At 31.5% G+C, this 17,537-nt stretch carries 15 protein-coding genes; 11 read left to right on the top strand and 4 right to left on the bottom strand.

The genetic code is table 11. The annotated features are described in order from the left end of the window. Positions 1-401 precede the first annotated feature (401 nt). The gene (gene rnr, locus ACRBBL_RS10600) at positions 402-2,597 is read right to left on the bottom strand and encodes a ribonuclease R (protein ID WP_431369017.1); all 2,196 of its coding nucleotides are present in this window, start codon (positions 2,595-2,597) and stop codon (positions 402-404) included. A 314-nt stretch (positions 2,598-2,911) separates the two neighbouring features. Between rnr and ACRBBL_RS10595 the strand changes: the two genes are divergently transcribed. The 4 genes from ACRBBL_RS10595 to rpiB all read left to right on the top strand — a co-directional run bounded on the left by ACRBBL_RS10595 (position 2,912) and on the right by rpiB (position 5,882). Continuing rightward, positions 2,912-3,829 carry a diacylglycerol/lipid kinase family protein gene (locus ACRBBL_RS10595; RefSeq protein ID WP_431369016.1) on the top strand — a complete coding sequence of 306 codons (918 nt, stop codon included), beginning with the start codon at positions 2,912-2,914 and terminating at the stop codon, positions 3,827-3,829. Between the two features lie 382 nt (positions 3,830-4,211). Continuing rightward, positions 4,212-4,397: a hypothetical protein gene (locus ACRBBL_RS10590; RefSeq protein ID WP_431369015.1), complete on the top strand. Its 186-nt coding sequence runs from the start codon at positions 4,212-4,214 to the stop codon at positions 4,395-4,397. An 88-nt stretch (positions 4,398-4,485) separates the two neighbouring features. Beyond that, the gene (locus tag ACRBBL_RS10585) at positions 4,486-4,728 is read left to right on the top strand and encodes a DUF2007 domain-containing protein (protein ID WP_431369014.1); all 243 of its coding nucleotides are present in this window, start codon (positions 4,486-4,488) and stop codon (positions 4,726-4,728) included. Between the two features lie 719 nt (positions 4,729-5,447). Beyond that, complete coding sequence (gene rpiB, locus ACRBBL_RS10580) at positions 5,448-5,882, top strand: ribose 5-phosphate isomerase B (RefSeq protein WP_431369013.1); 435 nt, start codon at positions 5,448-5,450, stop codon at positions 5,880-5,882. An 81-nt stretch (positions 5,883-5,963) separates the two neighbouring features. Here the strand turns inward: rpiB and ACRBBL_RS10575 are convergent, their stop codons facing one another. Together ACRBBL_RS10575 and ACRBBL_RS10570 are read right to left on the bottom strand one after the other, a co-directional pair. Then, positions 5,964-6,401: a hypothetical protein gene (locus ACRBBL_RS10575; RefSeq protein ID WP_431369012.1), complete on the bottom strand. Its 438-nt coding sequence runs from the start codon at positions 6,399-6,401 to the stop codon at positions 5,964-5,966. A gap of 13 nt (positions 6,402-6,414) precedes the next feature. Continuing rightward, complete coding sequence (locus tag ACRBBL_RS10570) at positions 6,415-6,801, bottom strand: hypothetical protein (RefSeq protein WP_431369011.1); 387 nt, start codon at positions 6,799-6,801, stop codon at positions 6,415-6,417. Positions 6,802-7,413: 612 nt separating this feature from the next. Here ACRBBL_RS10570 and ACRBBL_RS10565 point away from each other — a divergent pair. The 7 genes from ACRBBL_RS10565 (at position 7,414) to ACRBBL_RS10535 (ending at position 13,631) form a co-directional block, all read left to right on the top strand. Beyond that, entirely contained in the window at positions 7,414-10,542 is a 3,129-nt protein-coding gene (locus ACRBBL_RS10565; RefSeq protein WP_431369010.1) for a hypothetical protein, read from the top strand. 5 nt (positions 10,543-10,547) lie between these two features. Continuing rightward, a complete protein-coding gene (locus ACRBBL_RS10560; protein WP_431369009.1) occupies positions 10,548-10,985 on the top strand; it encodes a hypothetical protein in 438 nt (145 codons plus the stop codon). Positions 10,986-11,079: 94 nt separating this feature from the next. Next, the gene (locus tag ACRBBL_RS10555) at positions 11,080-11,328 is read left to right on the top strand and encodes a hypothetical protein (protein ID WP_431369008.1); all 249 of its coding nucleotides are present in this window, start codon (positions 11,080-11,082) and stop codon (positions 11,326-11,328) included. A gap of 387 nt (positions 11,329-11,715) precedes the next feature. Continuing rightward, a complete protein-coding gene (locus tag ACRBBL_RS10550; protein ID WP_431369007.1) occupies positions 11,716-11,970 on the top strand; it encodes a hypothetical protein in 255 nt (84 codons plus the stop codon). A gap of 28 nt (positions 11,971-11,998) precedes the next feature. Next, positions 11,999-12,454: an SMI1/KNR4 family protein gene (locus tag ACRBBL_RS10545; RefSeq protein ID WP_431369006.1), complete on the top strand. Its 456-nt coding sequence runs from the start codon at positions 11,999-12,001 to the stop codon at positions 12,452-12,454. Positions 12,455-12,723: 269 nt separating this feature from the next. After that, positions 12,724-13,170, top strand: a complete 447-nt coding sequence (locus ACRBBL_RS10540; protein ID WP_431369005.1) for an SMI1/KNR4 family protein — start codon at positions 12,724-12,726, stop codon at positions 13,168-13,170. Positions 13,171-13,187: 17 nt separating this feature from the next. Beyond that, complete coding sequence (locus ACRBBL_RS10535) at positions 13,188-13,631, top strand: SMI1/KNR4 family protein (protein ID WP_431369004.1); 444 nt, start codon at positions 13,188-13,190, stop codon at positions 13,629-13,631. A gap of 295 nt (positions 13,632-13,926) precedes the next feature. Here the strand turns inward: ACRBBL_RS10535 and ACRBBL_RS10530 are convergent, their stop codons facing one another. Continuing rightward, complete coding sequence (locus tag ACRBBL_RS10530; protein ID WP_431369003.1) at positions 13,927-17,307, bottom strand: hypothetical protein; 3,381 nt, start codon at positions 17,305-17,307, stop codon at positions 13,927-13,929. Positions 17,308-17,537: the final 230 nt, after the last annotated feature.

Below are 17,537 nucleotides of genomic sequence, written 5' to 3'. Positions count from 1 at the left end.
ATTGTTGATTTGTGATTGTTTGAAACGTTAGTATGTGTTTTTGAAAAATGTTACAAAAATATAGTGATGAGATTTTAGTAGTGAGTATTGAGACGCCCTTATTTGTTATAAGAGAAATAGATTTTAAATTTTATTGATATTGATTATGAAATACTGAATGTACTTAGAAAAATCTCAGTACTTTTTTTCGCGTTAAGGATAGAAGCGGCATCCTTTTATCGTTGATTTAAGTAAATTTGTAACACTAAAAGCATCTCGACTGCGCTCGATGTGACAACTTTATATTGAAAACAAGATAAAAGATATAGCGGATAGCCTGACCGCAATGAAAAAAGTAAACCCGCATTTCGAGTTTCCTGAATATGCGGGTTTATTTTTTTTGTTGTGGGAACGCCCAAATTTTACGCTTCTACCTCAACACGTTTTCCGATAAGATCGAAATCTAAGTGACGTTTTACTAAGTCTGTATTTTTTACTTTTACAACGACTTCATCACCAAGTTGATATATGTTTTTGGTTACTTCTCCAACTAAGGCATATTGCTTTTCATCAAAGTTGTAATAATCGTCTTTTATTTCGCGAATACGAACCATTCCTTCACATTTGTTGGCAATGATTTCTACGTAAATTCCCCATTCGGTCACACCTGAAATAACTCCTACAAATTCTTCGTCTTTGTGATCTTGCATGAATTTGATTTGCATATACTTGATAGAATCACGTTCTGCACTTGCTGCTAAGGCTTCCATTTTGGATGAATGCTCACATTTTTCTTCGTATTCTTCTGCATTTGCAGATTTTCCGCCATCTAAATAATATTGCAGTAAACGATGTACCATGACATCTGGATAACGACGAATTGGCGATGTAAAGTGCGAATAGTAATCGAACGCTAATCCGTAATGACCAATGTTATTTGTGGTATATTTTGCTTTACTCATGCTTCGAATTGCAAGCGTATCTACCATGTTTTGTTCTCCTTTTCCTTTTACATCTTCTAGTAATTGGTTTAAAGAACTTGTGGTCGTTTTTCTTGATTTTAGATTTAACGCATATCCAAATCGAGATATAATAGTCTGTAAATTAGCAAGTTTATCAACATCTGGTTCGTCATGAATACGATATACAAACGTTTTTTCTGGTTCTTGTTTTCCAATAAATGCCGCCACTTTTCTGTTGGCTAGCAACATGAACTCTTCAATGAGTTTGTTGGCATCTTTTTGCGTTTTGAAATAGACACCTTCAGGATTGCTGTTTTCATCTAAGTTGAAACGAACTTCTACTTTGTCAAACGATATTGCACCTTGACGCATACGTTTTCCGCGCATGATTTTGGCTAATTCGTCTAGTTTTAAAGTGGCTTCTACAATAGCATCACTTACTGTATATGCTTCTCCTGAGAGTGAAATATCTGCAGGAATTTCGTTTCCTTTGGTTTCAATAATTACTTGTGCTTCTTCATACGCAAATCGCTTGTCGGAATACGTAACCGTTCGTCCAAACCATTGATTTAATACTTCTGCTTTCTTGTTGATTTCAAAGACTGCTGAGAAGGTATATTTTTCTTCATTTGGTCGTAATGAACACGCTCCGTTTGAGAGTATTTCTGGTAACATTGGTACCACACGATCTACTAAGTATACCGAAGTTGCACGATCGTACGCTTCATCATCAAGTACAGTTCCAGGTTTTACATAGTGTGAAACATCAGCAATGTGAATTCCTATTTCATAGTTTCCATTTTCTAGCGTTTGAAACGATAATGCATCATCAAAATCTTTGGCAGTTTTTGGATCAATAGTAAACGTAAGCACATCGCGCATGTCTCTACGTTTTTTGATTTCATCTTCTTGAATTGATGTATCTAGTTTGTTTGCAGATCGTTCTACATGTTCTGGAAATTCATACGGCAATCCATATTCGGCTAAGATCGAATGGATTTCAGTATTGTGTTCCCCTGGTTTTCCAAGTACTTGTATTATATTTCCGAAAGGAGAATCTGCTCTAGCAGGCCAATCTTCAATTTCTACAACTACTTTATCACCATTTTGTGCATGATTTATTTTATTTTTTGGAACAAAGATATCCGTATACATTTTTTGATTGGAAACCACCACAAAAGCAAAGTTTTTTTGCATTTGTAATACACCCACAAATTCTGTTTTTTTACGTTTTACAATGTTTGTAATTTCTCCTTCTGGACGATTGTTTCTTCTGCGTTTGTATACATATACTTCAACTTCATCACCATCTAAAGCTCTGTTTATTTTGTGACTTGGCACAAAAATATCTTCTTCAAAATCTTCACAAATTACATATCCTTGTCCACGTGACGTCATATCTACAATTCCTGTATAATATTCTGTACTTCCTACAACACGGTATTTTCCACGATCAACTTCCTCAATTTTTTGTTTTGCTTTGAGTTTTTTGAGTGTTTTTATAATTTGATTTCTTCCACTTGTATCTGTAATATTTAGTTTGGAAGCTATTTGTTTGTAGTTATAAACTTTGTTGGAAGATTTTTTAAATATTTGAAGGATCGCATCTGTTAGATTTGGAATCTTGTGCGATTTCTTTTTTTTCTTTCTTGTCATTATATCATTCTGTTTTACACGATTTCGTGTATATTTCGGTTTGTTATTATTATTATTTTATTGATTATGAAAAAAGCATACCGAAATTGCTTTTTATTGAATTTTACTCTATAATCGAGATGTAACTATTCTAAGTTTAGCGTTTTTTAACTCTTGAAAAGTACAAATTAATTCTGTCAGGAATGTTGCTGTTTTAGAAATTAACGATTTCTTATTAAACACAACGAGTAGGAGAGAAGTATTAAAAAATTCTGATGCAAATATACAAATATTTTACAATTCGTATTTTGCAACGCATTAAATTCGTGTTATGTATGTGTAAAGATAAATGGTTTTTGATTGTGAATCCGACTTCTGGAAGCTTCTCAGGAAAACGAAAATGGAGAAAAATTACAGCTACTTTTGAAGCTTTACAAATTCCTTTCGATTTTGAATTTACAACAAAACCTCAACATGAATACGAGCTCGTGATTCAAGGTTTAAAAAATGGATATCGAAAATTTGTAAGTATTGGTGGCGATGGTACTTTACATCATATTGTAAATGGTTTGATGGAACAAAAAATTGTTTCTTTATCAGAAATAAAATTAGGTGTAATTCCTTTAGGAACTGGAAATGATTGGGTAAAAACCTATAAAATTCCAAAGAATATAACCAAAGCAATTCAAATTATTAAAGAAGAACATACTATTTTTCAAGATATTGGAAAGCTTTCATTGTTGAATGTTGATACTACTGTGTTTTTTAACAATGTTGCCGGATTGGGTTTTGATGGTTATGTGGTAAAACGCAACGAACGATTAAAATTTTTAGGCGCTGCTTCTTTTTTGGTTTCTACTGTTTTAGGATTGATACGTTATAAATTATCTGAATTTACTATTAAAAGTGTTGAGAAGAAATTAACTAGCAAGTCGTTGTTAACAATTGTTGGAATTTGTCAGTATTCTGGTGGCGGAATGCAATTGACTAAAGATGCAGCTACAGCTGATGGATTGTTTGATATTTCGGTAGCTAAACATTTTACTTTTTGGACTTTAGTACGAAATGTTGCAGGTTTGTTTAATGGAAAAATTGTGAATCATAAAGAAGTAGAAACGTTTAAAACCAATTTGATTACTATTGAAACTTCTCAGAAAGAAGTATACATTCAAGCAGATGGCGAATTGATTGGAACTGGCGGATTTACAGCTGAGATTTTACCAAAAGCGTTGCAATTTGTGGTTCCTAAATAAATTATTTTCAAAGTACTTCTCGATACAATTTTTCTTCATTTTATTACGAAAAACCACTCGAAGTGACGTTTGTGGAAACTTGTTATTTTAAATTACTGCACAGCTAAACTCTTTAACTTATAAACCTATAAGAAAACAAATCGTCTGATCGAGTGGAAAATATGAGAACATTTTTTGTATCGAGATCTGCTTTAAAACCTATATTATTTTTTTATTTTCAAGGTAATTTTCTATACACCAAATCACAGATTTGTTACTCGAAGTAACGCTTAGAAATCCATTTTCTAAAAAAAAGTTAAAGAAATCTTAAAAAAAGTGTAACATATTCATTTTTCTCTCGTCTATAGTATAAGAGCCAAATCTAAATTTAGCTTCATCAACCATGAAACGAGTGTATAAAGTTATTCTACTATTTGTATCGATCTTTTTGATCGGTCTCTTCTCGTTTGGTAGTTATATCAATTCTTCTTTAAAAACTAAAAACAATTTTAGAGATGATATTAGAGCTGTAGAAGTTCCTAATGATTCTATAAAAAATGCGGCAATTGACACGTATTATTTAAACTAATTTTCTTATTTTTAGTACATTACTCGATAATTGAGATGTTAATACTTCAGTGTTTTTCTCAATATTTTAATATGAATTTTATCAGCTTATGCTCAACTTTGTAACTGTAGCTACATTTACGTATTCGTATGAATATGCCGTTTTACGCGTTGTCCTTGATCACAGAGGAATTAAATACGTGTTTGAAAACGACATGATGTTGAGTGTATTCCCTTTCTATTCGAACGCAATTGGTGGTATTTCGTTGAAAGTCCATCAAAACGATGTTGACCTTACCAAACAAGTTTTAGACGATTTTTACGGCAAGCAATCGCATTTGAGGATTGTTTGAGATATACGATTGTTGATTTACAATTTTAGATTGCATATTTTTAGAAACACTTTGAAACTATAAAGATTCTTAAAAGGCAATTTGACTCTTAGTTCTCAAATCTTACTTCTTTTTTTCTAGCGAAAGCTAACTTTTTTAGAAGAAAAAAAATAGAAGATTTAAGTCTCTATTTTCACTTAAAAAAGATCAATTCAACTTAAATGTTATAAACATTAATAATATATATATTTCTTTCTTTTATAAATTTAAAAAAAATAATGATGGTTATTATAGCTTGTGAATAGTTAGCAAAACTTTTGAAGATTTTTATAGGATTTGTTTCTTATCGAATTTGATGAACAACTTATGAAAAGGATAACTTGTTCTATATAAGAATCATTAGCTAGGTTATCAACAGTTATTAACAACCTTTATACACAGGTTATTTTTGATAAAAAGTTGGTGAATTATTGTTAACAATCAAGAAAGCGACTTTTAATAAGTTTTCTAAAAAGAAGTGCTAAATAAATTGGATAACAGTAATTTTTGTTTGTATTGTAAATTATTCTGAAGCTACAAAATTTTCTTCTTAGTTTTTAACCGCTAGATATTAACAATTGATGTGAACTTATAATAAACTCAGTGTTAAGCTATTGTAAAATGAAATTAACATTGACTTTTTTCGGTTGTTCAAAAGTCTATTCATACCTTTGTTTTCAACAAACACAACACAATTATATATGAAAACTATTGCCATCGGGAACGATCACGCCGGAACCGACTATAAGAATGCAATTTCTGCACATTTGGAAGCAAAAGGATATGCAATTCAAAACTACGGAACCAACACAGATGATAGTGTCGATTATCCTGATTTTATTCATCCAGTTGCTACTGATGTGGAAAACGAAAAAGTAGCTTTCGGAATTATTATCTGCGGAAGCGGAAATGGAGCTGCAATGACTGCAAATAAACATCAAAAGGTACGTGCAGCACTTTGTTGGACCAAAGAGATTGTAGCGCTTGCCAGGCAACATAACGACGCTAATATTTTGAGTATTCCTGCGCGTTTTACTTCGTTACCACAAGCCATTGCAATGGTTGATACATTTTTAGAAACTGAATTTGAAGGTGGAAGACACCAACGTAGAGTAGAGAAGATTGCTTGTAGTTAAGCTTTCTAATTATTCTAAATTTAAGAGATATAAAAAACCCGCTGACTTTTTGAGTTAGCGGGTTTTTGGTTTTATAATTATTTACTTCTTCTTGTCTTTTAGATATTTTTCTGCCCAAGAATAATTTGTACCAGTAATAAAATCCATGTGATAGTATTGTAGGTTTTTCATTTTATTACGAACTGCAGAAATTGTATGAAGGATGCGATCATTATATCTTTTACGTTCTAAATCAAGATGTTCTCTTGGATTATAATTTTCTATATATTGAATAATTTCTCCATATTTAGCATTTAATTTTTTTCCATTATTAAAACTTAAAAACTCAAGATGTATTCCTTCACCAGGAACTTCTGTTAACTCAATTTCACAGTTTTCAAATTTTATTATAACTGATCTCCAATCTTCTGTTTCATCAATTAATTCATACGAAACTGGCCATTCAAATTCAGCCATAACATCGCGTACTATTTGTACCGTTAAATAACTTTTTGGTATGTATAATTTTTCTTCTTGCATTATTGAAGATATATCATCTATTATTTTTAATCAAAAAAATATTAAAATCTTCAAGAAAATTTAATATTTCTTGTAAAGATATTATGAATAATTCTTTTGTATTACCTTTTTTATCGGCAGTAAAAAAATCAAATACCTGAAAACCTCCTTCTGGATATTCTGTTTCTGTATCATCTGGTGCGAATGCGTACCCTATAAACCCAGATTGATTTTCTATACTGTAGTCAATATCTGGATTTCCATTCAGTACATTTTTGATTTTGTTAATATGATTCTGGATTTGATTACTAGTTTCATTACCTTCAAATATCATACTGAGGTAATCATATGGTTTTTCTATTTTTACCTTCAAATACTCATTTGTTGAAGGAGCCCATTTGTAAAATTTATATTTTAACATTTTTTAATTCTGTTTGGCTTATTTTTTTACTGACTTTTTCTAGTTTTAAATCTTTCATTTTTATTTTTCAAACCAGGATTATATGTTAAATATACAATCGTTTTTATAAATACAAACATATTACTGAAACTACAGGAGCCATTTTAAAATTAGGAGTAAAAAAACAAAAAAAATCACTTTTTTTGCTGTGTAATTGTTCAGTAATATTAAATAGATTTTACTCAATAATCGAGATTTAAATGCTCCGACACTTTCGGCGAAATGTATTTGTTTTTTCCTCTCAATGCTTCGTGGGCTTTCCCTGAAGTAGTTGACTGATGAATTGACGGTAGTTTGTGCTGTATGCAAAACAGAAATCATCGACCCTATTAAAATCTGATATTCTACTAAATATGTTACAACCTTATTTAACTGTATGATCATGTTTTTTTGATTAAACAATTCACAATAATCTTTGTGATTCTTTACTGCAAAAATAACCTCAATCAAAGCATTAGTTGATCTGTGTTTCTCTACAACAGATTGTCTATTGCCAGTATCATCATACCAAAAAATCAAAAATTATTAATCACAAGAGATTACTAAAAACAATCTCAAAAAAACAATTTTTTTATGGCAGATATACAATCCTTGGTGGATTATTTAAACATAAGAAGAAGAGAGCGGGAAGCCGAAAAAGCTAATACCACCGTATCAGTTTTGTTGATAGATCAAAATTATGATAGTACTAATGAGCTCAATATAACTGAAGACGATAATATGGAGCCTGAGCCTAACTTTATCGATATTGAACCTTCAAAATTAGTTTGGCCACTGTCGGTATCTTGGAGAATCTATCAAAAAAATATCTACCTCCGTGTTGTGGATGATAACAATACTCCAGAAAGTCTTCAATATTACCAACGTCACCAGTATACTAATGATCAAGGTCAAGAGATAGTTAGGTATAAAAACTATGCTGATTTATCCCAGTGGATTGCGTTGGATGAAAGTGAAATAATTACTATTCCGATGATTCATGATAAAGGTCGATATTATTATTTAAGTAATACTAACAGAGTCGTCATTAATTATTCGTTAGATAAAACATTTCTATTTCAAGATAAATTCTTTTTCAATCCAGCAGACATCCCAGAAATAAAAACGGGATCTGATTACAGTCTTGATTATGTGGATCATGAAGGGTATGCAGACAGTGGTTTGGATGCTTTGTGGCGTTTTTTGTTTTTCAGTGATGATGCGTACAAAAGAAATATAAAGAATCGGCAGGTAACTATCAAGAATACTCAAAAAACAGGGGATGTTTTTATTTTACCAGATATATATTATAGACAAGGTAGATACGTACTCTCTTATAGAAAAGCCGACGAAAGATTTACAAAATCTTCTTTTAAAAACAGTGAAATTTATCTTCAGTTAACATTTAATTATTTGGGTACGATGATGGAATTTCTATACCAAACTGTATTTAAGGAAGGTGTGTTGAGTCTTGATAGTATTACTGACAATATTACTGAAACTGCTTCTTATTTAGCTTTGTTAGGTGTTAATGGTACTAATCGATCCATATCTAACTATATTGAAGATAGTTTTACGAATATTAGAAGCTACTTTTTGTCAAAATATTTACAAATGGTAGAGGATGAAATTCCATGGAGAGGAAGCAATGTCGAAGACGCTTTAGAAGTTTTGTATTATACGTCTGATATTTTCCTAGAATATATGAGTGCAGAAGTTTTATGGGAAATTGTTGGGAAAGCTTTAGAGCAAAATCTTGATAATATTGGACTTAACGAAGAAGATGTGATGTTGATTCTTTTAGGCGCACTTCGAAAAAAAGGAGAAACTGCAGATGTTTTCTTAAATACGTTACTCAAAAAGAAAACTAATGACGGTTCTAGTTACTTCTCTAAATTATATGACAAATTAAACACCTCTAGCTTTTCAAGATTTATCTATTTGTTATTAGATGAATGGAACAAATCATCGTATTCAGATCCTGGTAATAGAAAATTTTATAAAAACGGAGATGAATACATTAATCCGATTGTTTGTGGCTATACTTCGGGCACAAGTTGGAGTTTTAATTATGAAAACACCAATTTTACATGGAAAGAAAATGATTATATCGAAGTTAAAGTTACCACTCAAGATGATACTGAAAAAACATATGTATATCATCCGTATGATCTTATAGCTATCTCTAATGCAGCAAATGAAGGCTTTTCTTTTACAGGTAAAAAGTTAGATCAAATTAATTTGATTCCTGCCTTTACTTTATTTGCACATAGTGATGTTACTTTTTGGGAAAATGTCACCTTGACGGCTGAATATGTAGGCGATGTTATTTCAGTAGCTGTTGGCTTGGGTCCAGCATGGCGTTCGTTTCGAATTTTGTCAGCTTTAACTAAAGCGACTACAACTGCTCAAAAAGCATTTGTTATTACACGCTCTGCAGTAGGTGTCATGGAAGTTACAGCAGGTACGGCAAATATTATTCTCAAAGCGACGGAGCTTAGAAAGACTGAATTTGGAGAAAGTTTGGCTAGTGTATTTATGTGGATGGAATTTGCCAGTTTGGGTACAGATGTCGCCGTTGGAATTGCCAAGCGTCTCTCAGCTTCTGCAAAACGTGCTTTAGGAGAAGCTGATAAATTGCTAAAAAATGCTGATAAACCTGCAGGATCTAGCAATAAGACGAATAAAACCAATAAACCCACAGGAAATGAAGTTAAAAAAATAGGAGGTCTCCCAGAACCTGAATTTAAACAACTGGGTCATTTGTTATTAGGACAATTAGAAGGCGTAAAATATATTGTAGCCGAAGAATTTAAACTATTGGCGGGTGCTATTGCTAAAGATATTAAAGCCGCAGGTGTGCAAATACTGAAATTTACCGAAGATACACTCAAAACTTTGGATGATTTTGGAGATGAATTTTTAAGATATTTAGGTATAAATCGTTTAGATCCTCAATACGCTATAGTCAATAGTGGTTATTTAGTTACACATAATGGCAAAGGCTTTTTAGCAAGTAAATTAGAGGATGTAAAAGGCTTCTTTAATGCTATGAGTGAAAACCTTAACAAAGGGGCTAGCAAAGGAAGACGAGGTGGTAAAAATATTAATAAAGTTGATGAGGCGTTTAATAATGTGATAAAAGGATTTAGTAAAACACAAAGTATTCTTTCCAAAGGAAAAATTATTGCTAAGTTTACTAAAGGAAAAGAACTTGAATTAATTGGGAAAAACTTTAAGAAAATTTATGGAAGCTCTAAGATTCTTTTGAAAAAAGATGCTACAGTTGCTATAACAGGTTTATTGAATGATGTAAGAGAAATTAAGAAACTAGGATTTAAAATAAAAGATTTATGGAAGCAAGGTATAAACATCGGTGGTACAGATTTATTATCATCTCCTATTTGGTTTAAAATAAAAGATAAATGGAAGCATTTAGAATTAAGCAACCCAAAATTATATTGGCAAAATGTTACGAATGATTTTTGGAATCAAGCAAATAAACCTTGGTTAGATGATATTATAGAACGTGGAGATGATGTGCGTTTTGTTTCTGATCCTAAAGCCGAAAAATCTATTTATGTTTGGCTAGATGATATAAATGAATTTGCAACTGGATTAGATGGGGAAAAAGTAAAAACTATCTTTGGACGAGAAGTAGACTATATGTTGCAAAACGGATATAAAATAGAAGGCGATATTGCTATAAAAATTAAAAATTAAAAATTATGAATAATGAAGAAAATTACATACCAAAAAGTTATATAACAGTATCGATGGTAAAAGAAATAATGGGTGAATTTACTTGGCCTGCACCTTATGAAGTGTATGAAGGATATGATAAAGATTATGTAAATATTAAGTTTCCTATATGTGAAATAGAATTGTATGATGTTCCAGAAAATGGTGTGCATCTCACATTTTTAACTTATAATAATGGAAAAGAGTTGGATGCAACTTATAAAGATATTATATATTATAATTGTATTGAGAACTACAACCCAACTGAAGATATAGATTTTGATATGACTGTTTCATCTGATAGAAAAGTTCTCACAAAAAGAAAGGTAAGAAATAATTTAAAAAGTCTACATTATTATCATATGGGCTTTATAGACGGTACTGATTATAGCTGGGTAAAAAAATATTTAGAACGAAAAGAGTAAAGTAGGAAAAAATTCTGGAAAAATCTCTCTAGCAAATTCATAGAAAAGTTTACTATCCAAAACGTTTATATTTTCTTGTCAAAGAGAACTTATTATGTTTGTTGATATTATAGAAAGCTTAAGAAAAAAAGTTAAATTTATAATTCATGGAGACGAATCTATACAAGATCTACTAGACTTACTTAATCAAATGGAAATAGAATTTTTAATAAAAATGCAAGAGAATCCAAAGCCCCTTAAAACACTTAGTAGGGATCGTGGTTTAAGTATAGAAAAAATTGAAGAATTTGAATTATTAATCAATAATGGAAATCTATTCCCTAAAGCATACAAAGAATATTGATATCTTAGTTGATACTGCTTTAAAAGGATTACAACCGCGGTAGTTATACTAAATTTTTAAATGAATTAATTAAAGTGAAAAATCAAAACTCACAATAACTAAAATATAAAAAAGAGTTTTTAAAATCATTTAGTATTCAATAATTCAAGAATCAAAAAACCTCATTAACTTTTTTGTTAGTGAGGTTTTTTGGTTTACGATTTAAAATCATTTGGTGTATTACTTTTGATAAATTTATAATTCCAATCTATTAAAAAATCACAAAAGATGTACTTGATTATAGTAATGATCTTGCATACATTTATAGTAAATACGTAAAAAAAGCAAAATTTGAAATATGGTCTTTTAAAGAATTTACACAAATAATATTAAAAGAGTAATAAAAACATGACCGAGAAAGAAGAATTAATTAAGTTAAAGGAAAGACTAAAAGAATTAACAATAATTACATCTAAAGAATTTAAAACATCTGAAGAGTTACAAAGATATGTTGAAGAAAATAAACATGTTTATGAGGAAGCACATGATATTTATAAACAAATAGATCAATTAGAATGGGATTTTTTAACCCCAGAGGAAAAAGCTAGAAAAGAGGAAAGACGTAGATTATCAAAACTTAAGAGAGATGGAAAGTTATTTTAAATGATAATATATTGGATTAGAAAGAAAAATGAAATTTGAATCAGACATCCCAGAAAATTTAGAAGAAGGTGTTATAGAAAGCTGGTTGGTAGCGTTTGAAGAAACTATGGAAATCCGTTTACCAGAAGATTATCGTACCCATATGCTTAGATATAATGGGGGAGTACCTATAAAAGAAAATTATGCCGTTTTTGATGAAGACATAGCTGATGTTTTAGTAGATGAAACAATTATTATAAAGTCTTTCAAATATTTGGATAATGGTGAAGGCTCATTAGATATGCAGGCGCGTTGGGGCGGAACTGATTATATTCCAAAGGGAATTGATATTGGTTCTACATATGGAGGCATTTTAATGATGTCTTTAGCTACAGGTGGTTTTGGAAGTATTTATCACATGTTTAGTTATGGTGAGCCACAGAAAATAGCAAATTCATGGACAGAATTTGTGAGCTATTTAATTGATGAAGATTTGGATGAATAGAAATTCTTTTAGTATTTGATAATTTAAGAGTGTAAAAAAAACTCACTAACTTTCTTTTCGTTAGTGAGTTTTTTTTGTTTACGATTTAAAATCATTGTTGTATTCTCAGTGAGAATTTAGAACTTACACTACATCATATGGATGATGTCTCAAAACAAACTAAAGGTAGCTTTGAATTAAGTGCATAGACCATTGCACAAGGCGTCTTTATCTCATATGGGTAATTTTGGTATCTTTTAAATAATACTAGATTTAATAAAATAAATAAGATGGAATTTAAAATAAGTACAAAATACGAAGACTTAGAAGAAGGAGTCTTAGAAAATTGGCTTGCAGCGTTTGAAAATACTTTGAAAATACGCTTGCCAAAAGATTATCGTAATCACATGCTCAAATATAATGGAGGTTTCCCAGTAGGAGATTATGTTATATTTGATGCTGATAGTGCAGGAATTTTAGTAGATGAAGACATTCATGTTCAAAGTTTTGATGAACTAGATAATGGAGAAAGTGAATTAGAGGAACAAGCAGAATGGGGCGGAAGTGACTTAATTACTAAAGGAATAGATATTGGTTATTCATCTGCTGGAGTTTTAATAATGTCATTAGCTTCTGGAGAATTTGGAAGCATTTACCATATGTTTAGTTATGGTGAGCCACAGAAAATAGCAAATTCATGGACAGAATTTGTGAGCTATTTAATTGATGAAGATTAGATACTATGAAATTTAAAATGCGAGTTAAATATAGAGACCTAGAAGAAGGAGTGCTAGAGAATTGGCTTATAACTTTTGAAGAGGCTTTAAAGATAAACTTACCTAGAGATTATCGCACTCATATACTTACGTATAATGGAGGTTCACCCGAAGGTGATTACGTTATATTTGATGCAGATAGTGCAGATGTTTTGGTGAGTGAAGATATTCATTTGTATAACTTTAATTATTTAGATAATGGAGAGGGGTCATTAGATGAGCAAGCTAGTAGAGGTGGCGCGCGATATATTCCAAAAGGTATAGATATTGGTGCATCTTCCGGTGGTATTTTAATGATGTCATTAGCTTCTGGAGAATTTGGAAGCATTTACCACATGTTTAGTTATGGTGAGCCACAGAAAATAGCAAATTCATGGACAGAATTTGTGAGCTATTTAATTGATGAAGATTTGGATGAATAGAAATTCTTTTAGTATTCAATAATAAAAAACCTCGCTAACTTACTTTTTTGTTAGCGAGGTTTTTTTGGTTTATGATTTTGGAGAAATTTATGATTCTAATCGATTAAAAACTTAGTTTTAAATTTCTTTTTGCAACACATCAAAAATGATGAAAGAAACAGTTTCTATATCAGATATCACTAATCAAGATTAATTTTTTTCATTTCAATATTTGTTAAAACAAGATATAAGAAAAGCCGTCCCAAATCAAATTCGGGACGACTTTTTCTACTAAAAATCTGTGATTAATGAGTCATTATAGTACGGGAGTATCTCCAACAACATCGCTTCCAACGCCATCTTCAGTACCTCCAACAAGCTCGTTGCTTTGTACAATTGGATTGTCGGAAATTGGGTTTCCGTCAGTGTCAAATCGTAACCAATCGTTACATTCATCATTACATGGCAATCCTTCAACATTCAATCCGATGGAACCTGCTTGAATCACTGTTAATGAAGTTGGTACACGAGTTTCCCATGTTTCTTCTACTTCACTTTCAGGATTACGTAATTCATCGATAATAGATACAAATTCTTCATCGTCAAGTGTTGGTACTTGTCCACCATTCCAAATTTGTCCTGTAGCAATATACCAGTTTACCATTTCTTCAAATCCTGGACGAACGGTAATAATTACACGTGCCATTCCACTTTGTAAGAAAGCTTTGAATAATGGATCGTTGTTTTGAATTTGGTATAACTCTCCCCATTTTTCTTTGTTTGCCCAGTAGAAAGGATAGAAATAATAACTCATAATATCCCATTCAAAAGCTTGCTCAAAGAATTTTACTTTTGCAGCATAATCATCTAAAGAAGCATTTGAATATTGGGCTGTAATTTCAGTTACAGATTGTCTGTTATTGACTAAATCTTTCCCTAAATTTTCATGACCAAGTAAGTACGTGATACAGTTTTTACGTAAGACTGTCTTTTCAATTTCTCTGAAGAACCCTGGATTGATATCCACTTTTTGATTCTTCATTTCTTTTTGAGCAGCCAGTTTTTCATTGTATTCTGTCATACGCTCTTCATACGCTTCAATAATTGTATTGAAGGTTTCAATTTGCCATCTTTCTTTAGTTTCAGGTAAAATTTGAACCTTAATACTTACGGTAGAGTTTCCAGATAAATGTCCTAAAGAAGAAAATGATACAGGAATTGATTCTACGTGTTTAGGAATGCTAAATAGAACACCTTTGGTTGCTATTTTTTCACTTCCAACAATAATTTTAGTCGCATTTGGAGTGTATCCATCAGAACTATCTTCCCAATATGCTTTTGCATAGGTAGTGTAATATCCTTCTGGAATGGTAACTTCTTCATTTTCACCATATCGTTCATAGCGATCGTCCATGATTTCAGTGGCTTTATACGAAAATGCTTTTCCAACATACATATTTTCTACTGGCGGTTCAGAAACCTCAGCATTGTAAATAGCTGCCCAATGTTTGTAGGTCGTTGCAGTAACTGCTTTATGATCTTTCATCTTTTGGAAAGAAGCCGTTCTTGGATCTACAGGTTTTACTAAGACATCTTCTTCACTTGACATCTGAATTGCTAAGTCGTGAAAAGAAGCTGGCTCCGGAATCATGAATTCGTACATTAAACGTTTTCCATAATTCAGTAATTTGTTTTCGTATACTTTATCAACCCAACGATATACGCCCGAAACGTGTTTGTCTCCAGTTCGATTGTCAAATCCGTGAGAGGTAGTTTCTGAGTATTCTTCTACAATTTTTGTAACACGCTCTTCACGTACTTTTTGAACTACTCTATCCAACGCTCTTTCAGTTAACTCTTTAGCATGTGAAATAGCTTGATTTTCAGAATCTTCTGAAGAAGTATTAGTTGCAAAACTTGCGCTAGCATTTCCACCAAAACTACCAGATTTATTACCCCAATGTAAGCCAGCACTAGCATTTACAGATTGATTTTGCGAATTAATAGAAGCAATTTCTTGATTCATTTCGAAACGATCTGTTGAAGTAGTTTCTGTTAGGTTTTCTCTTTCAGTTTCGCTAGAAGAAGTGTTTGTTGTTTCTTGACGACGCGTACGTCTTACATCTTTCGATTTGTATTCACGCGCCATGATGTTTTCAATGTGTGAAACCTCTCCTGGTACATAACAGCAAACCTCTTGCTCTACTTTACGGTAATCAGCAATTCCCAAACGCTGAATTCCAAAGGTTACTGGAGCTTCGTCGATTGTTGGAGGTCCTAAAGTAGCCGGTTGCAATTGACCTAATTTACATTTTTTGGGTACAATATCTGTAACATTATCATCATAGATTTCTCCATTAGAAAATTCAATTTCCAAATCAATTTCTGAAGTTTGACTTAAATCAATACCTTCACTACATAAAACTAATGAAATTTTTGAACCTAAGTTAAAATCTGTAAAATCTGTAAAAATTTCGTTTCCAGATTCGATAAAAGTCCTCACAACATCATAGGAAGCATTTGGAACATTGATTGTCAATAATAAGTTATATAATGAACTTCCAATTTTTTGTCTTGGACATAAGCTGTACGAAAAAGGAGCAAGGTTTGCGTCGGTAGATACTGGTACTGAAATTCCACCAGGAATTACTACTTGCGATTGTTCGAAATTTGTGTTTTCAAAAACCTCATCGGTATTTGTTTGAATTTCATTTGCAATAGCATCTTCAATTTCTTGTAAAGTAGTTGCATTGTTTTGTGCTTCAAAATCATTTACAACTTGTAATGCAGGAAGACTTAAGCGACTTGCTAAAACTGTTTTGTCTAATTCATCAGTTGGTAAAAAATTATAATCAGGAACAACTAAGTTGGTATATTCTTTTACAACCGAAGTTTCTCCAGAATCTGGATCTGTCACAACTCTTTCTGTTACAGTAGCTGCATCATAGGCAGCACGTACAGAAGCATCATAGGTTTTTTGATAGGCTGCTTTTGCTTTTGTATTGTCTGAATCATAAATACTTCTTGCGTTAGCAACTTCCTTAGCAACAGCTTCTAATTCTACCAAGTTTTGTCTTGCTGCGACTGCATTTACTTCTTTTTTGAAGTGTTTTTCGGCAGTTTTTGGCGTTCTTGGTTCAGTTGATGAAACTTCATAATTGAATAAGTTTTTGTCAACAATAACTCTGGCTTGTGCTACTTTTTGTAAATTTTCAGCAGTACGCTCAACTTTGTCGCGGTTTGTTAAAAAGAAATCAGCAACAATATAAGATAACAATAAGTCTCTTAGATATGAATCGCCAGCAGTTAAAATAGTATAATGTAAATCATCCCAAATTTCAACCATATTTGGAATAGTGCTTTGTGGTAAATAGAAAGCATCAATTTTAGCTGTAATTTCTTCTAACGAAAATTTTGTTCTATTACTTGTAAGCCAAGTAGCAAAGTCGTATAAATATGTATTTGCTGCTTTTAAATCTTTTTTTGAAGCATATGTTGGCGTATATCCAGCAACAGCAGTTTCAATAGCTTGTTTTTTAGCTTCAGGTGTTGCTGCTTGTGCAGCAGGTGCTATAAAAGCACTTGTTTCACTTTCAGGAAATTGTACAAACCCTAATGCTTTTGTTTCATCTCCAATCAATTCGGGAGCACGCATTGTTACAAATCTGTACAATGTATTTTTGATGTTTTGTTTCATCTTTTAGATTTTAATCGTTTAAGTGTATTTGAATAAACTGTTTCCGCTTTTCTAATGACAGTACTCAACTTTTGTACGATTAAAAACTAATTTTCATTCTACTTATAATTCAATCAAATGTTTGAATTTATTCGAAAGAAATTAAAAATACCCATATTTTAAGCTATTATTACTTTATTTCGTAGCTTTATGCTTAAATATTAATGCAAATATACAACATATTACAATAA

This window comes from Kordia sp., from assembly GCF_050633145.1.
Lineage (GTDB): Bacteria > Bacteroidota > Bacteroidia > Flavobacteriales > Flavobacteriaceae > Kordia.
The sequence above is the reverse complement of the archived record's forward strand: the minus strand, read 5'-3'. Positions and strand labels throughout refer to the sequence as shown.

Excerpts from the sequence above, each read along its gene's own strand:
- rnr (WP_431369017.1), bottom strand. The coding sequence starts at position 2,597 with ATGACAAGAAAGAAAAAAAAGAAATCGCACAAGATTCCAAATCTAACA.
- ACRBBL_RS10595 (WP_431369016.1), top strand. The coding sequence starts at position 2,912 with ATGTGTAAAGATAAATGGTTTTTGATTGTGAATCCGACTTCTGGAAGC.
- ACRBBL_RS10590 (WP_431369015.1), top strand. The coding sequence starts at position 4,212 with ATGAAACGAGTGTATAAAGTTATTCTACTATTTGTATCGATCTTTTTG.
- ACRBBL_RS10585 (WP_431369014.1), top strand. The coding sequence starts at position 4,486 with ATGCTCAACTTTGTAACTGTAGCTACATTTACGTATTCGTATGAATAT.
- rpiB (WP_431369013.1), top strand. The coding sequence starts at position 5,448 with ATGAAAACTATTGCCATCGGGAACGATCACGCCGGAACCGACTATAAG.
- ACRBBL_RS10575 (WP_431369012.1), bottom strand. The coding sequence starts at position 6,401 with ATGCAAGAAGAAAAATTATACATACCAAAAAGTTATTTAACGGTACAA.
- ACRBBL_RS10570 (WP_431369011.1), bottom strand. The coding sequence starts at position 6,801 with ATGTTAAAATATAAATTTTACAAATGGGCTCCTTCAACAAATGAGTAT.
- ACRBBL_RS10565 (WP_431369010.1), top strand. The coding sequence starts at position 7,414 with ATGGCAGATATACAATCCTTGGTGGATTATTTAAACATAAGAAGAAGA.
- ACRBBL_RS10560 (WP_431369009.1), top strand. The coding sequence starts at position 10,548 with ATGAATAATGAAGAAAATTACATACCAAAAAGTTATATAACAGTATCG.
- ACRBBL_RS10555 (WP_431369008.1), top strand. The coding sequence starts at position 11,080 with ATGTTTGTTGATATTATAGAAAGCTTAAGAAAAAAAGTTAAATTTATA.
- ACRBBL_RS10550 (WP_431369007.1), top strand. The coding sequence starts at position 11,716 with ATGACCGAGAAAGAAGAATTAATTAAGTTAAAGGAAAGACTAAAAGAA.
- ACRBBL_RS10545 (WP_431369006.1), top strand. The coding sequence starts at position 11,999 with ATGAAATTTGAATCAGACATCCCAGAAAATTTAGAAGAAGGTGTTATA.
- ACRBBL_RS10540 (WP_431369005.1), top strand. The coding sequence starts at position 12,724 with ATGGAATTTAAAATAAGTACAAAATACGAAGACTTAGAAGAAGGAGTC.
- ACRBBL_RS10535 (WP_431369004.1), top strand. The coding sequence starts at position 13,188 with ATGCGAGTTAAATATAGAGACCTAGAAGAAGGAGTGCTAGAGAATTGG.
- ACRBBL_RS10530 (WP_431369003.1), bottom strand. The coding sequence starts at position 17,307 with ATGAAACAAAACATCAAAAATACATTGTACAGATTTGTAACAATGCGT.